Source organism: Pseudomonas sp. Mn2068 (assembly GCF_049319725.1).
Classification (GTDB): Bacteria; Pseudomonadota; Gammaproteobacteria; order Pseudomonadales; family Pseudomonadaceae; genus Aquipseudomonas; species Aquipseudomonas gingeri.
On sequence record NZ_JBMOUG010000024.1, the window covers coordinates 1 to 17,307 of the forward strand.

Annotated in this window: 15 protein-coding genes; 10 read left to right on the top strand and 5 right to left on the bottom strand. The window is 60.5% G+C overall.

What is annotated here, in order from left to right:
* Positions 1-547 precede the first annotated feature (547 nt).
* The 4 genes from ACL9RJ_RS31760 (at position 548) to ACL9RJ_RS31775 (ending at position 5,782) form a co-directional block, all read left to right on the top strand.
* Positions 548-2,152: a tetratricopeptide repeat-containing response regulator gene (locus tag ACL9RJ_RS31760; RefSeq protein ID WP_017124034.1), complete on the top strand. Its 1,605-nt coding sequence runs from the start codon at positions 548-550 to the stop codon at positions 2,150-2,152.
* Positions 2,149-2,841 (top strand): sensor histidine kinase, encoded by a 693-nt coding sequence (locus ACL9RJ_RS31765; protein WP_017124033.1) that lies wholly within the window; start codon positions 2,149-2,151, stop codon positions 2,839-2,841. The genes ACL9RJ_RS31760 and ACL9RJ_RS31765 overlap by 4 nt, the downstream gene beginning before the upstream one ends.
* 201 nt (positions 2,842-3,042) lie before the next feature.
* Positions 3,043-4,284, top strand: a complete 1,242-nt coding sequence (locus tag ACL9RJ_RS31770) for a glutamine synthetase family protein (RefSeq protein WP_177088230.1) — start codon at positions 3,043-3,045, stop codon at positions 4,282-4,284.
* A gap of 157 nt (positions 4,285-4,441) precedes the next feature.
* Positions 4,442-5,782 carry an MFS transporter gene (locus ACL9RJ_RS31775; protein WP_017124031.1) on the top strand — a complete coding sequence of 447 codons (1,341 nt, stop codon included), beginning with the start codon at positions 4,442-4,444 and terminating at the stop codon, positions 5,780-5,782.
* Positions 5,783-5,854: 72 nt separating this feature from the next.
* Here the strand turns inward: ACL9RJ_RS31775 and ACL9RJ_RS31780 are convergent, their stop codons facing one another.
* The 4 genes from ACL9RJ_RS31780 to flgA form a co-directional block, all read right to left on the bottom strand.
* Positions 5,855-6,598, bottom strand: a complete 744-nt coding sequence (locus ACL9RJ_RS31780; protein WP_042934498.1) for a flagellar brake protein — start codon at positions 6,596-6,598, stop codon at positions 5,855-5,857.
* 96 nt (positions 6,599-6,694) lie between these two features.
* Complete coding sequence (locus tag ACL9RJ_RS31785) at positions 6,695-7,162, bottom strand: flagella synthesis protein FlgN (protein ID WP_017124029.1); 468 nt, start codon at positions 7,160-7,162, stop codon at positions 6,695-6,697.
* 48 nt (positions 7,163-7,210) lie between these two features.
* On the bottom strand, positions 7,211-7,531 hold the full coding sequence (gene flgM, locus ACL9RJ_RS31790) for a flagellar biosynthesis anti-sigma factor FlgM (protein WP_017124028.1): 321 nt from the start codon (positions 7,529-7,531) through the stop codon (positions 7,211-7,213).
* 171 nt (positions 7,532-7,702) lie between these two features.
* On the bottom strand, positions 7,703-8,464 hold the full coding sequence (flgA, locus tag ACL9RJ_RS31795) for a flagellar basal body P-ring formation chaperone FlgA (RefSeq protein WP_042934496.1): 762 nt from the start codon (positions 8,462-8,464) through the stop codon (positions 7,703-7,705).
* Between the two features lie 79 nt (positions 8,465-8,543).
* Here flgA and ACL9RJ_RS31800 point away from each other — a divergent pair, with 79 nt between their 5' ends.
* The 6 genes from ACL9RJ_RS31800 to flgE all read left to right on the top strand — a co-directional run bounded on the left by ACL9RJ_RS31800 (position 8,544) and on the right by flgE (position 13,567).
* Positions 8,544-9,470 (top strand): chemotaxis protein CheV, encoded by a 927-nt coding sequence (locus tag ACL9RJ_RS31800; RefSeq protein ID WP_042934495.1) that lies wholly within the window; start codon positions 8,544-8,546, stop codon positions 9,468-9,470.
* Positions 9,471-9,522: 52 nt separating this feature from the next.
* Positions 9,523-10,350 carry a protein-glutamate O-methyltransferase CheR gene (cheR, locus tag ACL9RJ_RS31805; protein ID WP_042934494.1) on the top strand — a complete coding sequence of 276 codons (828 nt, stop codon included), beginning with the start codon at positions 9,523-9,525 and terminating at the stop codon, positions 10,348-10,350.
* A gap of 248 nt (positions 10,351-10,598) precedes the next feature.
* Positions 10,599-11,006: a flagellar basal body rod protein FlgB gene (flgB, locus tag ACL9RJ_RS31810; protein ID WP_017124024.1), complete on the top strand. Its 408-nt coding sequence runs from the start codon at positions 10,599-10,601 to the stop codon at positions 11,004-11,006.
* Between the two features lie 3 nt (positions 11,007-11,009).
* On the top strand, positions 11,010-11,453 hold the full coding sequence (gene flgC, locus ACL9RJ_RS31815; protein ID WP_017124023.1) for a flagellar basal body rod protein FlgC: 444 nt from the start codon (positions 11,010-11,012) through the stop codon (positions 11,451-11,453).
* A 15-nt stretch (positions 11,454-11,468) separates the two neighbouring features.
* Positions 11,469-12,197 carry a flagellar hook assembly protein FlgD gene (flgD, locus tag ACL9RJ_RS31820; RefSeq protein ID WP_017124022.1) on the top strand — a complete coding sequence of 243 codons (729 nt, stop codon included), beginning with the start codon at positions 11,469-11,471 and terminating at the stop codon, positions 12,195-12,197.
* A 32-nt stretch (positions 12,198-12,229) separates the two neighbouring features.
* Positions 12,230-13,567 (top strand): flagellar hook protein FlgE, encoded by a 1,338-nt coding sequence (flgE, locus tag ACL9RJ_RS31825; RefSeq protein ID WP_017124021.1) that lies wholly within the window; start codon positions 12,230-12,232, stop codon positions 13,565-13,567.
* A gap of 315 nt (positions 13,568-13,882) precedes the next feature.
* Here flgE and ACL9RJ_RS31830 read toward each other — a convergent pair whose 3' ends face one another.
* Positions 13,883-16,789 (bottom strand): ribonucleoside-diphosphate reductase subunit alpha, encoded by a 2,907-nt coding sequence (locus ACL9RJ_RS31830; protein ID WP_422765983.1) that lies wholly within the window; start codon positions 16,787-16,789, stop codon positions 13,883-13,885.
* Between the last annotated feature and the right edge of the window lie 518 nt (positions 16,790-17,307).

Here is a 17,307-nt window from a genome sequence, read left to right on the forward strand (position 1 = left end):
TAGGTCATCGTCAAGATTAAATTCCGAAACCCCAATTGCGAAAGCAGTTGGGGTTTTGTTTTTGCGCCGCGGAAAACCCGCGGTGATGAGGTCCTTGAGTCCTGCGGGGATCTGGCGGCCGCCATCGCCGGCAAGCCGGCTCCCACAGGGGGGGGGCGTGGATGAGGCTGTCTCTGCGGCGTTCCGGCAAGCGTGCTCCCACAGGGGGGCGGGGGATGAGGCCGTCTCTGCGGCGTCCCGGCAAACTGGCTCTCACAGGGGGCGGGGATGAGCTATCTCTGTGGCTTAATTCCATGCCCACACCCTCAGGTTTAGCCTCGGGCGGGCGATATCCTGATCAGCTATACATAAAACACCAGCAGTCCCTGGGTAGCCCTGAATCGAAGAACGGTGCACAAGCTGCTCAACGGAACCCCGGGTTGGTGTAAAATTGTTTGATGGCATTTTGACTCTATTTATTATCTGCACGCGAAAGTGGCAGTGAGGCTGGACCCGCTCTTGTGATTGTCCCCGGGCCCATCTTCTATTTCCCATGACAGGAATCTCGATGCTGGCGTATCACCAAAAAAGCTTTCTGATCGTCGACGATTTCTCCGATTTTCGCAGTTCAGTCAGGTCCATGCTGCGCGAGTTGGGCGTCAAGGAAGTGGACACCGCCGACACCGGGGAGCAGGCCCTGCGCATGTGTGCGCAGAAGCGCTACGATTTTGTCCTGCATGATTACCATCTCGGTGATGGCAGGAAGAATGGGCAGCAGGTGCTTGAAGACCTGATGGTCGACAAGCTGATCAGCCATGAAAGCGTGTTCGTCATGGTCACCGCGGAAAGCAGCCAGGCCATGGTACTCAGTGCCCTGGAACACGAGCCCGACGCCTACCTGACCAAGCCGTTCAACCGTGCCAGCCTTGCCCAGCGCCTGGAGAAGCTGGTCCAGCGCAAGAACCTGCTCAAGCCGATCATGCAGGCACTCGACCGTGACAAACCGGCCGAAGTGCTGGCTGCCTGTACCCGCCTGACCCAGCAGGACACCCGTTTCGCACCGCTGTGCCTGCGCTATCGCGCCGACGCCATGCGCGCGCTCAACCAGAATGAGCCACTGGAACGCTTCCTCAATGGCATCCTCAACGATCGTCCGCTGCCATGGGCTTATGCGATGCTCGGGCAACTGCTCTACAAGCGCGGCCAGATCACTCAGGCCCGGGAACTCTACGAAACCGCGCTCAAGGCCTTTCCGATGATGCCGGCGCTGTACGACGGGCTCGCCGATGTGCTGATGCAGCAGGGCGATACCCGGCGTGCCCAGAGCGTGCTGGAGGAGGCTGTACGGTTGTCCCCGCTGGCGGTACGCCGGCAGTCGTTGTTGGGCAAGCTGGCCATGGCCAACGAGGATTTCGAGAGTGCATCGAAAGCCTATCGCCAGGCCGTGTCCCAGGGCGAGCAATCACGCTTCAAGGATCCCGAAAGCAATCTCGGCCTGGCCCATGCCTTGATCAGCAAGGGCAGCGAGCGGGGCCTGGATACACGTACGCGGCTGGAGATCAACCAGACCCTCAGCGCGGTCGCCAAGGAAAACGCCAACGATCCGGGACTGCAGGTGCGTGCGCGCCTGATGAAGGCCACCAGCCTGCTGCTCAATGATGCCGAAACCGCCGACAAGCTCACCGAGCAGGCGATGGCGCGTCTTGAGGGAATGGAGAACTTCATGAGTGCCGAGGCGGCCTTGCTGGTAGCCAAGCAACTGCAGCAGTTGGGCCAGGTCGATGCCGGTGCCTCGATGCTCAAGAACTGCGTGGAGATCTACGGTGACGATCCTGCTGTGATGAAAGGGATCGCCAAACTGACCGACGACCCGGAGATCCTCGGCAGCGGCAAGGCCGCGATCGATCTCAACGTGCAGGGCGTGCGCAGCTACAAGGGCGGCAACCTGGAAGAGGCGCAGGACCTGTTCCGGCGCGCCCTGGCGCTGCAACCGAAGAATATCAGTATCGCCCTCAACGCCGCGCAGGCCCTGTTGGTGAGCGCGCAGAAGACTGCCGACGCCGCGATCCTCGAAGAGTGTCGTGCCTGCCTGAAAATGGTCGGCAAGATGCCCGACACCGATCCACGTTATGAGAGGTATCAGAAATTGCGCATCCGGGCGTTCGGCGAATGAGTGGCGATGACCAGGGGCTGGATTTTTCCACGGTAATCGCCTCGACCGTGCACGATATGAAGAACTCGCTGGCGATGCTGATGCAAGCCCATGGCCAGTGGCAAAGCCGCCTGCCCGCGAGTCAGCGCGAGGTCCCCGAGCACGGGGTCATCGAGTATGAGTTCGCTCACCTCAACAGCATGCTGGTACAACTGCTGGGCCTGTACAAGCTGGGAGTCAATCAGCTACCGCTGCGCCCCGACTACCATGAAATGGACGATTTCATCGAGGCGCAACTGGCGTGCCGTCAGGAAGTCCTGAGCAGTCGCGGGATTGTCGCCAGCTACGAGGTCGACGATTTCAGCCCGCTGGGTTTCTTCGACCGGGAGCTGATCGGCTCGGTCGTTGGTAATATCGTCACCAATGCCATTCGCTATGCCTGTCATGCCTTGCTGATCGGTGTGCGTGAAGAGGGCGAACAACTGGTAGTGACCATCAATGACGATGGTCCGGGCTACCCGGCACAGATGCTCGAGCGGCAGGCGGACTATGTGCAGGGCATCAACCCCACCACGGGCAGTACCGGCCTGGGTCTGTATTTCGCGGCACGTATTGCCGCCCTGCACGAGCGCAACGGCGTGCGCGGGCGAATCGAGATCGGCAATGGCGGCACCCTCGGCGGTGCATTGTTCAGCCTCTATCTTCCCTGAACCAGGCTTTTTCCTCGCCCCTGCTTGAAATCCCGAACAGGTGGTGCGTATTTTGTACGGGACGCCGTTCACGGCTTGTACAACAACAAGGATTGAGTCATGACGACCGATGGCCAGAGTTCACTCGCGCAGCGATTGACCGGCATTGATGAGATTGAATGTGTCACGCCCGACCTCAATGGCGTACCGCGCGGCAAGGTAATGACCGCCGAAGGTTTCCTCGAGGGACGGCGTTTGCAGATGGCCCGCGGGGTGCTGTTGCAGTGCATCATGGGCGGTTACCCTCCCGCGCGTTTTTACGGCAGCGACGATGGCGACCTGGCCCTCAATGCCGATCCGCAGCAGATCCATCGCCTGCCCTGGAGCCAGCAGCCCCGTGCCCTGGCGATCTGCGACGCGGACGAACTGACGGGTGAGAGCTCCCGTCTGTCGACCCGTGGTCAGCTCAAGGCGGTCATCGCCCGCTATGCGGCGCGTGGCCTGGCGCCAGTAGTGGCGACCGAGCTGGAGTTCTTTGTCTTCGCGCCCAATACCGATCCGAGCCAACCCTTCCTGCCGCCCGTGGGCCTCGATGGTCGTCGCGAGGACGGTCATTCGGCCTTCAGCGTCAGTTCCAATAACGGCTTGCGGCCGTTTTTCAGCGAGGTCTATGCGTGCATGGCGGCGCTCGGTCTGCCGCGTGACACCTTCATGCATGAAATGGGCGTCAGCCAGTTCGAGATCAACCTGTTGCATGGTGATCCGCTGTTGCTGGCCGACCAGACCTTCCTGTTCAAGCACCTGCTCAAGGAAGTGGCCCTCAAGCATGGCCTGACCGTGGTCTGCATGGCCAAGCCATTGGCGAAGACACCGGGCAGCTCGATGCATATTCACCAGAGCGTGGTGGAAATTGGCAGCGGGCGAAATGTCTTCAGCGATGCCGCCGGGGAACCGACCGCTATGTTCCGCCACTTTATCGGTGGGCAGCAGGCGGGCATGGCGGACTTCACCGCGCTGTTCGCGCCGAACGTGAATTCCTACCAGCGCCTGTGTCACCCGTTCGCTTCACCGAACAATGCCTGCTGGTCCCACGACAACCGGGCCGCCGGCCTGCGCATTCCGGCCAGCTCGCCGGTGGCGCGGCGGGTGGAAAACCGCCTGCCGGGAGCGGATGCCAATCCCTACCTGGCAATCGCCGCGAGCCTGGCCGCCGGGTTGCACGGGATCGAACAGAAACTGGAGCCGACGGCCGCGATCCAGGGCGAATTCGAGGTTCCGGATTCTTTGTCGCTGCCATGTACCTTGCACGCTGCTCTGGAGCGTCTGAAACGTAGCCAGTTGGCGAAGGATCTGTTCGGCAAGGAGTTCATCGAAGGCTACATCGCTTCGAAGACCATGGAGCTGACCAGTTTCCTGGACGAAATTACTCCCTGGGAAAGGCGTGTCCTGGCCGCCCAGGCTTAGGCTCCAAGCGCTGTAAAAGCAATGCGCGTGGAAATACTGCGTTGAAAACGGACCTGTATTTCCTGTGCTCGCTACGTTTTTACAGCGCCTGGCTTTATAGTCGGGCTATCTTCTCGGGTAGTCCGAAACCTCATTCAAGGAGCCGCTCGGAACGCCGATGCGCCATATCTGGAAATCCTTTCGAGCGCTTTATTTCGCCTCGCTGATGATGTTGATCGGCTCGGGTCTTCTCAGTACCTACCTGGCCTTGCGCCTGGCGGCCGACCATGTCGACGGCCTGTGGGTCGGTGCCCTGATGGCGGCCAACTACTTCGGCCTGGTGCTGGGGGGCAAGATCGGCCACCGGCTGATTGCACGGGTCGGACATATCCGTGCCTACGCCACCTGCGCCGGGATCGTCGGCGCGGCGGTGCTGGGCCATGGGTTGATCGATTGGCTGCCGGCCTGGCTGTTCCTGCGGATGATCGTGGGCCTGGGCATGATGTGCCAGTACATGGTCATCGAAAGCTGGCTGAACGAGCAGGCCGAGGCCAAGCAGCGCGGGGTGGTGTTCAGCGGCTACATGATCGCCTCCTACCTTGGCCTGGTGCTGGGGCAACTGATCCTGGTCATGCACCCGGCCCTCGGGCTTGAACTGCTGATGCTGGTCGCGCTGTGCTTCGCGCTGTGCCTGGTGCCGGTGGCGATGACCCGGCGCATTCACCCGGCGCCCCTGCATCCGGCGCCGCTGGAACCACGCTTTTTCATGAAGCGGGTGCCGCAGTCCCTGACCACGGTGATGGGCGCGGGGATCATCGTCGGCTCCTTCTATGGCCTGGCGCCGCTCTATGCCTCCCAGCAGGGGCTTTCCACCGAGCAGGTCGGTCTGTTCATGGGGTGCTGCATCTTTGCCGGCTTCCTGGTGCAGTGGCCGCTGGGCTGGCTCTCCGATCGCTATGATCGGGCCGTGCTGATCCGCAGCGTCGCTTTCCTGCTGGCCCTGGCCTCCTTGCCGCTGGCGGTATTCTCCACGGCGCCGCTGGAAGTGCTGTTTATCTCCGGGTTCGTGGTGTCGCTGTTGCAGTTCTGCCTGTATCCGCTGGCGGTAGCCTTTTCCAACGACCATATCGAGGGCGATCGACGGGTGTCCCTGACGGCCATGTTGCTGATGACCTACGGTATCGGTGCGAGCATGGGGCCGCTGGCGGCGGGTATCCTGATGAAGCTGTTCGGCAGCCATATGCTCTACGCGTTCTTCAGTTTCTTCGCGTTGATCCTGGTCTGGCGTATCCGGCCGAAGGCCGTGACCAACCTGCACCAGGTCGAAGATGCGCCGTTGCAGCACGTGGTCATGCCCGAAGCCATGTCGCCCCTGGGGGCGGCCCTCGATCCACGGGTCGACGAGCAGATCGTGCTGGATCAGATGTGCGACAGCGTGGTGCCCCCGGCGCCAGAGCCCGAGGTGGTTGCCGAGGTCGATGAGTCGGACCCGGAGCCGGCGCACAAATCGAGCAACTGATAGCACTGATGAAAAAAACGGGCCACCTGATAAGGGTGGCCCGTTTTTTTTTGGAGAGTGAAAGCGCCTGACTCAGTAATCGTCGTCCTTGTCGAAACGCCGTGCCTCGCGCTGCAACTGGTAGACGAAACGCTCGACCTGGCGTTGTACCAGGCCGCTCATGTTGTGGAAACGCACGCCGGCGAAGGTGGTGTTGATCCTTTCTTCGAAATGCAGGTGACGCAACTCCACGGGAGCGGTCATCGGCCCGAAGGGCAGGGCGGCGATAAAACGCTCGTAGACCTGGCCCAACTGCAGGCGGTCGGAGATATCGCCTTCGAAACGCAGCTTGCAACCGCTGGCGGAGATATCCAGCAGCTTGCCGGTGACCGGAGCCTTGAGCTTTTCACCGCTGAGCTCGACATTCACCAGGGCGGTGAGCTTCAAGGCGGCGCGAAACGCATTGCGGCGCTGGTGGTAGACGACTTCCTGGGGGATCGTCCCACGGTAGCAGCCTTCGGTTTCGTCGATGGTCATCGGCTGGGGTTGTTCCCAGGTGATGCGCACGCCCTCGTGGAAACCTTCGACACGGAAAGGCTCGCCTGCCGACAGGAAGCGTTCGCCGTCGCGCGGCATCATTTCGTCCAGGGCCAGGGTGCCGGCCTCCCGGTCGACATCGATCACAAAACTCTGGAAGCGCTGGGTGCGTTCGTGGAACGTGATGATCAACGGGTCATGGCTTTCCTGCAGCATCCGCAGGTTGGCGGCAATTTCCAGAGGTGTGGTTAGCACCTTGGGTGGCTGCGGAGCATCGTCCGCGCTTGGGGCATTGGACACGGTTCATCAATCTCCAGACAAAATACGACTACACGCAAAAGCCAGCATTTTGCCAGCATGTTGCGCGCCTTGGATAGAGCGCGCACCAGTTCGCTTTCAAGCCTGACTGAGTGGGCGAGGCTTCGCAAGCCTGGCGGTCGAGCCGCGGGCATCGTAGAGCGCGGGAGGCTCACCGCCGGTCAGGATCTTCAACTGGTTCGCGGTAGTCGCTTGCTGAACCTGGATGTTGCGTCCGTTGAGCTCGTTGGCTGCCTGGCAATCGGCCAGGAGTCGGGTGAGCACGTCGCTCTGGCTCAGCAGTTCATCGCCCACGCTCGACTGTGCGGCCAGTTGTTCCAGGCCGGCGCGATTGGTGGGCAGATTGAGGCTTGCGAGGATCTGGCTGCGCTTGCGGCCATGCTGTTCCAGCAGAATGATCAGCGCTTGCTTGCGCGCCAGAATATCTTCCAGCTCGAACATGTTGCGTCCGTGGAGCGCCAGGGATTCGGCGCGCAGCAACTCAAGCAGGTCTTGAGCTGGAGCAAAATCTTCGGTGATCAGTTGCAGTAGAGTGGTGTCGTGCATGGCTGGCCTTGGGTTTTAAGCGTCCAAAAGCCTGGCGCGGGCCGGAGCCTAGCGCTGGGCTTCGAAGTTGAGCAGTTTGCTGGCTACGCGGTTGCTGTCGACCTTGTAGCTGCCGTCGGCAATTGCCTGCTTCAACTCGGCCACCCGGGCGCTGTTGACCACAGGCTGCTGCTGCAGCTTGTCAGTGACCTTTTGCAACTGCTGAGCCTCATTGCTGAGGTGTACCGATTCCCCGCTCTGGCTGACCGAGTCGGCCTGGCTGTTGACGGACGCGGACTTGCCGGCACTGTCGGCTTCCTTGCTGGCGCTGCTGCGCGTGCTGCCTGTCAGTGACGGGGCGTTATTCAAACGACTGAAATCGATGACCATGATAAAAAAACCTCTGGGTATTTGGACGCTTGCCTTGTTTTCGGCCATACCCGGAAAAACTTTAGGCTCATCTGAGAATGAGTCTGCACGTGTCGGCTGTATCCCTGTCTGGGGCACAGTTTAGGAAAAGTGGCGACTTCGCGCCAGTTATCTACAAGGCCACTTTTCTCTTCATAAAGCTACCTCTACCTGCCCGGGCGCGGTGACACGGGCTTTGATGACACGTTGCGAGTTGAGGTTCTTGATGCGGATCTGTTCGTTGAGCCCGCCATTGGACAGGGCTTCTCCCGGCATCTTCACTACCAGGCCACCGCTCGTCGCACTGATCACCACCTGGTCGCCCTTGCGGACCACTTCGGCCTGTTCCAGATGCACCAGGGTGATGACCTGATCCATGACCATTGGTCGGACAAGTTTCTGCCCGATGGCCTGGTCGGGCGAAGTCAGGAAGCCCTGGTTGATCAGGCTGATATCCCGCTCACGCAGCGCCACGTCACCCGGTTCGATGATGCCGGCACGCTTGAGCGGGCGGGTGGTCACCACCACGTCGCGGAACAGCTTGACCTGGGCCGGTACGAACACGGTCCAGGGCGAGGTGCCCTCGCAGCGGATTTTCACGGTGACCCGGCCAATCGGCGTCGCGGGGCTCTCCAGGCTGGCTGTCAATTCCTTGTCGCAGGCGGCCATGCGCAGGCGCGGATCCAGTTGATTGACCTGGATTTCATAACGACCTTCGGTTTGACTGGTAGCCAGGTAGTCTTCTACGGTGAACTCAAGAAAGCCTTGGGTCACGCCGATAAGCTGATCAGGCAGGGTCGCCGATTCCGCAAGGGCAGGGCCGCTGGGGTTCAGACAGCATAAAGCCGACAAAACCCAGAGCAATCTGCGGTACTGTGATGTCAGGCGTCGAAAAAATGTCGTTTGTGCTTTCATAACAGTATAAAAAGCAAGGCCCGTGCCGTTTACTCTTGAATGTGCATCGGATCTGAAGCTTTGGTGAGAGGGGTCAGGCATGGCTGGTGTAATGGATTCGGTGAACCAGCGTACGCAACTGGTCGGGCAGAATCGCCTTGAACTGCTGTTGTTCCGTCTCGACGGCCAGCAGTTGTATGGAATCAACGTCTTCAAGGTACGCGAGGTGCTGCAATGCCCCAAGCTGACCCTGATGCCGAAGTCCAATCCGGTGGTGTGCGGTGTGGCGAATATTCGTGGGGCAACCATCCCGATCCTCGATCTGGCGATGGCCACGGGCTCCGGTGCACTCAAGGACCAGAGTAATCCGTTTGTGATCATTACGGAGTACAACACCAAGACCCAGGGGTTCCTGGTGAAGTCGGTGGAGCGCATCGTCAACATGAACTGGGAAGAGATCCATCCGCCGCCCAAGGGCACCGGGCGCGATCACTACCTGACGGCAGTGACGCGAATCGACAACCAGTTGGTGGAGATCATCGACGTCGAGAAGATCCTGGCCGAGGTCTCGCCCACGTCCGAGTCGATTTCCCTCGGCGTGGTCGATGTCGAGACCCAGAGCAAGGCGGTGTCGTTGCGGGTGCTGACGGTCGATGACTCGTCGGTGGCGCGCAAGCAGGTCACGCGCTGCCTGCAGACGGTCGGTGTCGAGGTGGTGGCGTTGAACGACGGCCGACAGGCGCTGGATTACCTGCGCAAGCTGGTCGACGAGGGCAAGAAGCCGGAAGAAGAGTTCCTGATGATGATTTCCGACATCGAAATGCCCGAAATGGACGGCTATACCCTTACAGCGGAGATCCGCAACGATCCTCGCATGCAAAAGTTGCATATCATCCTGCATACTTCCTTGTCGGGTGTCTTCAATCAGGCGATGGTGAAGAAGGTCGGTGCTGATGACTTCCTCGCCAAGTTCCGTCCTGATGACCTGGCATCCCGGGTGGTTGACCGGATCAAGGCAGCAGAATAACGGCCGGGGGCTTTCGTCCCCGGCGGTACAGACGATTTAAGAGGCGGCATCATTGTCTACGGGTAATTTGGATTTCGAACAGTTCCGGGTCTTCCTGGAAAAGGCCTGTGGCATTCTGCTCGGTGAAAACAAGCAATATCTGGTTTCCAGCCGTCTCAACAAACTGATGGAACAGCAAGGCATCAAGTCTCTGGGCGAGTTGGTCCAGAAGATCCAGGCCCAGCCGCGCAGCGGTTTGCGCGAGCAGGTGGTGGATGCCATGACCACCAACGAAACCCTGTGGTTTCGCGACACCTATCCGTTTGAAGTGCTCAAGGGCAAGGTATTGCCGGAAGCGATCAAGGCCAGTCCCGGACAGCGCCTGCGTATCTGGTCGGCTGCCTGTTCGTCGGGGCAGGAACCCTATTCGATCTCGATGTCGATCGACGAGTTCGAGCGGACCAACATGGGCCAGTTGAAGGCGGGCGCGCAGATCGTCGCCACCGACCTGTCGGGGCTGATGCTGACCAACTGCAAGACGGGGGAGTACGACAGCCTGGCCATCGGTCGTGGCTTGTCCCCCGAGCGCCTGCAGCGTTACTTCGATCCGAAAGGGCCGGGCCGCTGGGCGGTCAAGGCGCCGATCAAGAGCCGGGTCGAGTTCCGTTCGTTCAACCTGCTGGACAGCTACGCCAGCCTGGGCAAGTTCGACATCGTGTTCTGCCGTAACGTGCTGATCTACTTCTCCGCCGAGGTGAAGAAGGACATCCTCATGCGTATTCACGGGACCCTCAAGCCGGGCGGCTATCTGTTCCTCGGTGCCTCCGAGGCCCTGAACGGCCTGCCGGACCATTACCAGATGGTGCAATGCAGTCCTGGAATCATCTACCAGGCCAAGTAGGCAACAGGTCCAACGCAGAAAAGGGAGCCCCGGGGGCTCCCTTTTTTTTGCCACTTTTCTTGCCGCCCGCCTTGCCGCTTTGCTGACGCGCGGCGGAAATGCTTTGCCGCTTTTCTGGCATTGCCGCTGTCTGCCACCCCGCAAAGCCTTGATTTACGGCCTTTGAGGAATTGGCATGGGGCTTGCTATAGCTCTGTCAACGAAAAGCCTGTTTCAACGATCAGGTCAACTCTTGAAGGTTTCCCGACATGAGCATCAGCTTCGATAAAGCGCTCGGTATCCATGAGAAAGCCCTGGGCTTCCGCGCCCAACGTGCCGAAGTGCTGGCCAACAACATCGCCAACGCCGACACCCCGAACTACAAGGCTCGGGACATGGACTTTTCCTCGGTGCTCGCCGAGCAGAGCGAAAAGGCCAAGAACGGCACCTTCGCCCTCAACACCACCAACAGCCGTCATATCGAAGCCCAGGGCCTGAGCGATGGCGATGCGGCGTTGCAATACCGCACGCCGATGCAGCCGTCGATCGACCAGAACACCGTGGATGCGCAGATCGAGCAATCGAACTATGCACAGAACGCGGTCGACTTCCAGGCCAGCTTCACCCTGCTCAACAGTAAATTCAAAGGGCTGGTATCAGCCCTGCGTGGAGAGTAAGCCATGTCCCTCGCCAGCGTTTTCAACATTGCCGGTAGCGGCATGAGTGCCCAGACCACTCGCCTGAACACCGTCGCCAGTAACATCGCCAACGCCGAGACCGTCTCGTCGAGCATCGACAAGACCTACCGTGCACGCCACCCGGTGTTCGCCACCATGTTCCAGAACGGCCAGAGCGGCGGCAGCGATTCGTTGTTCCAGAACCAGGACGCGGCCGGTCAGGGCGTTCAGGTGATGGGCGTGGTCGAGGACCAGAGCAACCTGGAAGCCCGCTACGAACCGAACCATCCGGCGGCCGACGCCAAGGGTTATGTCTACTACCCGAACGTCAACGTGGTCGAGGAAATGGCCGACATGATCTCTGCCAGCCGCTCGTTCCAGACCAACGCGGAAATGATGAACACCGCCAAGACCATGATGCAGAAGGTTCTGACCCTGGGTCAGTGATAAGGGGCGACAGCCATGAGTGTTTCCGATTCCACCAGCGGTCCCAGCCTCAACGACATCATCAACGCCTCCAACCAGAAGGTGGCGAATAACAGCAACACCGATCCCCTGGGCAACGCCATCGGCGGTGCCACCGGCGGGCAGACCCTGGGCAAGGACGCGTTCCTGAAATTGCTGGTGACCCAGCTCAAGAACCAGAACCCGCTGGATCCCCAGGACAACAGTGCCTTCGTCGCCCAGCTGGCCCAGTTCAGCAGCCTGGAAGGCATTACCACGCTCAACACCAGCGTGAACAACATCGCCGGCGCCTTCCAGTCGTCCCAGGCCCTGCAGGCCTCGTCGCTGGTCGGCCGCTCGGTCATCGTGCCGACCGACAAGGCCGTGGTCGATACCAGCAAGCCGTTTACCGGCACGGTGACGATCCCGAGTTCCGTGGACAACCTGACCCTGAAGATCACCGACTCCACCGGCAAGGTGGTCAGGACCATCGACATGGGCAGCCAGAAAGCCGGCAACGCCGCTTTCGCCTGGGACGGCAAGGACGATTCGGGCACCCTGCTGGCCAACGGTACCTACACCTTCAACGCCACCTCGCAGATCGACAGCAAGGCGACCGCCATGGTCACCAACCTGCCGGCGACCGTCAGCAGCGTGAGCCTGGGTCAGAACGGCGGCGAAATGATGCTTAACCTGGCGGGCCTGGGCAGCATTGCTCTGTCCAAAGTCCAGACCATTGGCCTGTAAGAGCCGACCAACGCGAAACAAAGGAGTGAGTTATGTCTTTTAATATCGGTTTGAGCGGTCTCAATGCGGCCCAGAAACAGCTCGACGTAACCGGCAACAACATTGCCAACGTCAACACCACCGGCTTCAAATCCTCCCGCGCGGAATTCGAGGACGTCTACTCGGCGACCAAGCTGGGTGTGGCCGCCAAGACCATCGGTAACGGTGTGAACCTGGCCAACGTTTCGCAGAACTTCGGCAACGGTGGCATGACCGCCACCGGCAACGCGCTGGACATGGGTATCCAGGGCAACGGTTTCTTCACCCTGAGCAGCAACGGTTCGCTGAGCTATACCCGTGCCGGTACCTTCAAGACCGACAAGGACGGCTACATCACCAACTCCGACGGTACTGCCCGCCTGCAAGGTTTTGCCGCCGACTCCAAGGGCAATATCATTCCGGGCGTACTGACCGACCTGCGCATCGACGTATCGAACCTGCCACCGCAGACCAGCACCACGGTGGGTGCGACGATCAACCTCGATTCGAAGTCGCCGGTGATCAACCAGGCAACCACGCCGTTCGACCCGTCGAACCAGGCGAGCTACACCAAGCCGTTCAGCTCCGATATCTATGACACCCAGGGTAACAAGCACTCGCTGGACCAGTATGTGGTCAAGACCGGCGCCAATACCTGGAACGTCTACACACTGATCGACGGGCGCAACCCGAATGGCACGGCGGCTACCGTTCCGACCGTACCGCCTACCGTTCCGCCTGCCGCGACCGACCCTGTGCCGGTGGCAATGGTCTTTGACTCCTCGGGTAAACTGCAGAGTATTGGTGGTGTCGCGGGTGCAACGACAATCCCGGTCCTGGGTTGGGTTCCGGGTGTCGTGACCAACGGTGTTTGGGCTGCCAACGGTGCGGGTTCCAACGATCCTACTGGCAAGGGCATCACGAGCGATTGGTCGAAGACTACCCAGTTCAACGCCGATACTTCCCGTGCCAACATCATCAGCGATGGCTATGCCACCGGCCAGATCACCGATATCAGCATCGATGGCACCGGTACCATTTTCGCCAACTTCAGCAACAACCAGCACAAGGCTATCGGCCAGGTCGCGGTGGCGAGCTTCACCAACGAGCAGGGTCTGCAGCCGAAAGGCGGCACCGCCTGGGTGCAGACCTTTGCTTCGGGCCAACCCGCCTACGACGGTGGTCAGGTCGGTACCAACGGTTCGATCGTTTCCGGCAACTTGGAAGGCTCCAACGTCGACCTGACCAGCGAGCTGGTGGACCTGATCAAGGGCCAGAGCTACTACCAGGCCAACGCCAAGACCATCTCCACCCAGAGCACCATCATGCAGACCATCATCCAGATGACCTGATAATGGCTGGCTGAAGACGCTCCACCAAAAAAGCCCCTTGATCGGGGCTTTTTTGTGCCTGGCTGTCGCACTCGGCATTCTGGGCTGGCTGTTTATCGTAGGAGCCGGCTTGCTGGCGATAGCGGTGTCTCAGGCAGCCCATCTGCTAGCTGTCCTATCTCAATCGCCAGCACGCCAGCCCCCTCCACACACATCGGTCATCCGTGTCACCTGGGAGTCGGGCGCTCCATTCGCCAGGCAAAAGAAAACCCCCGCCAGACCCGGGGTCTGACGGGGGCTTTCGGGTTCGCGCCCGAAGGCGCTTGCCCGCTCAGCTTATTGGCAAGCTTCGCAATCCGGCTCGTCGATGGCACAGGCCTTTGGCACGGGTGCCGGACCGGCGGGGGCCGATACGGTCGGTGCGGCCAGGACCGAATCGTCACCGTGGTTGCCGCCGCTGGAAACAGCGTTCAGCTTGCCGGTGTTGATGGTCGACTTCTCGGTGCTGGTCGCGGCCAGGGCACGGAGGTAGTAGGTGGTCTTCAGGCCACGGTACCAGGCCATGCGGTAGGTCACGTCGAGCTTCTTGCCCGAAGCGCCGGCGATGTACAGGTTCAACGACTGGGCCTGGTCGATCCACTTCTGGCGACGGCTGGCGGCATCGACGATCCACTTGGTTTCCACTTCGAATGCAGTCGCGTAGAGCTCCTTGAGTTCTTGCGGGATGCGTTCGATCTGCTGCACGGAACCGTCGTAGTACTTCAGGTCGTTGATCATGACCGAGTCCCACAGGCCACGCGCCTTCAGGTCGCGAACCAGGTACGGGTTGATCACGGTGAATTCGCCCGACAGGTTCGATTTCACGTACAGGTTCTGGTAGGTCGGTTCGATCGACTGCGATACGCCGGTGATGTTGGCGATGGTCGCGGTCGGTGCGATGGCCATGATGTTGGAGTTACGAATACCTTTCTGCACGCGGGCACGGACCGGGGCCCAGTCCAGGCTTTCGTTCAGGTCGACATCGATGTACTTCTGGCCACGGGCTTTGATCAGGATCTGTTGCGAATCCAGCGGCAGGATGCCCTTGGACCACAGCGAACCCTGGAACGTCTCGTAGGCGCCGCGCTCGTCGGCCAGGTCGCAGGAAGCCTGGATCGCGTAGTAGCTGACCGCTTCCATGGACTTGTCGGCGAACTCGACGGCAGCGTCGGAACCGTAGGCGATGTGCTGCAGGTACAGCGCGTCCTGGAAGCCCATGATGCCGAGACCGACCGGACGGTGCTTGAAGTTGGAGTTCTTCGCCTGTGGCACCGAGTAGTAGTTGATGTCGATCACGTTATCGAGCATGCGTACGGCGGTGTTCACGGTGCGCTGCAGCTTGGCGGTGTCCAACTGGCCGTTGACGATGTGGTTCGGCAGGTTGATCGAGCCCAGGTTGCAGACGGCGATTTCGTCCTTGTTGGTGTTCAGGGTGATCTCGGTGCACAGGTTCGAGCTGTGGACCACGCCCACGTGCTGCTGCGGGCTGCGCAGGTTGCACGGGTCCTTGAAGGTCAGCCATGGGTGGCCGGTCTCGAACAGCATGGACAGCATCTTGCGCCACAGGTCCTTGGCCTGGACGACCTTGAACAGCTTGATCTTGTTGTACTCGGTCAGGGCTTCGTAGTACTCGTAGCGCTCTTCGAAGGCCTTGCCGGTCAGGTCGTGCAGGTCTGGCACTTCCGATGGCGAGAACAGGGTCCACTTGCCGTCATCGAAGACGCGCTTCATGAACAGGTCGGGGATCCAGTTGGCGGTGTTCATGTCGTGGGTACGACGACGGTCGTCGCCGGTGTTCTTGCGCAGCTCGATGAACTCTTCGATGTCCATGTGCCAGGTTTCCAGGTAGGCACAGACCGCGCCCTTGCGCTTGCCGCCCTGGTTGACCGCCACGGCGGTGTCGTTGACCACTTTCAGGAACGGCACGACGCCCTGGGACTTGCCGTTGGTGCCCTTGATGTACGAGCCCAGTGCGCGCACCGGAGTCCAGTCGTTGCCCAGGCCGCCGGCGAATTTCGACAGCATGGCGTTGTCGTGGATCGCGCCGTAGATGCCCGACAGGTCGTCCGGCACGGTGGTCAGGTAGCAGCTCGACAGCTGTGGACGCAGGGTACCGGCGTTGAACAGGGTCGGGGTCGAAGCCATGTAGTCGAAGGACGACAACAGGTTGTAGAACTCGATGGCGCGGTCTTCACGCTGCTTCTCTTCGATCGCCAGGCCCATGGCCACGCGCATGAAGAAGATCTGCGGCAGTTCGAAACGGATACCGTCCTTGTGGATGAAGTAACGGTCGTACAGGGTCTGCAGGCCCAGGTAGGTGAACTGCTGGTCGCGCTCGTGGTTGATCGCCTTGCCCAGTTTTTCCAGGTCGAACTCGGCCAGGACCGGGTTCAGCAGTTCGAACTCGATACCCTTGGCGACATAGGCTGGCAGGGCCTTGGCGTACAGGTCGGCCATCTCGTGGTGGGTGGCGCTCTCGGCCACGGCGAGGAAGCTCAGGCCTTCGGCGCGCAGGGTGTCCATCAGCAGGCGGGCGGTGACGAACGAGTAGTTCGGCTCGCGTTCCACCAGGGTGCGGGCGGTCATCACCAGGGCGGTGTTGACGTCCTTCAGGGCCACGCCATCGTAGAGGTTCTTCAGGGTTTCGCGCTGGATCAGGTCGCCGTCGACTTCTTCCAGGCCTTCGCAGGCTTCGCTGACGATGGTGTTCAGGCGGCCCATGTCCAGGGGCGCGACACTGCCGTCGGCGCGAGTGATACGGATCGACGGGTGGGCGTTGACCGGCTCTTCGGCCGGCGAACGGGTGGCGCGCTCCTTGGCGCGCGAGTCACGGTAGATCACGTAGTCGCGCGCGACTTTCTGTTCGCCGGCGCGCATCAGGGCCAGTTCGACCTGGTCCTGGATTTCCTCGATGTGGATGGTGCCGCCCGAAGGCATGCGCCGCTTGAAGGTCGCGGTGACCTGTTCGGTCAGGCGCGCGACGGTGTCGTGAATACGCGACGAGGCAGCGGCGGTACCGCCTTCAACTGCAAGAAACGCTTTGGTGATGGCGACGGTGATCTTGTCATCGGTGTAAGGAACGACAGTGCCGTTACGCTTGATCACACGCAGTTGGCCCGGCGCGGTAGCAGACAGATCCAGGTTCGAATCGGAAGCCTGCGGCACGGTGCCCTGCGGGTTCTCGCGAGTTGTGTCGGTTTGCATGGGTGTCTCCACGTTCTTTATGTTTGTTTGGGCACCACGAAGGTGCCCACCGTTCCGTCCTGAAGCACTACAACCGACGAGCGTCGTCGGGCATAACCACTTCGGGACAGGAGGAAGGGGGCTGTGGGCGCCGCTTCCTTGCCGAAGTTTCACTGGCGGCGGGCCATGGCCCGCTGCCGAATTCCTGGTGGGTGACAGTCATGTACTGCAACACCCGTACCGTTTTCCCGCGTAGAAGGGGAAAACGGCTGCCATCCGCACGCGCGGTTTGGTCTTCTGAAAATCTGTTTAGTTCAACCCTACGGAAGCAAGAAAAGAGCTTGAGTTTCCCGTCCGAAATGTGTTTGGGTTTTTTGACGGAAAACCCTACATCTAGGGTTTTTTTGCCGCTGGGCTACAAGATAATGCGTTTTTGGGGGCGATTGCAACGTGCTACCTGTGGATAAATCTGTGCGTAATTTGTGTATGAAAGCCTGAAAGCGCGTGTAGGCCACGGCAGCACTGGACCGGACCGTTTG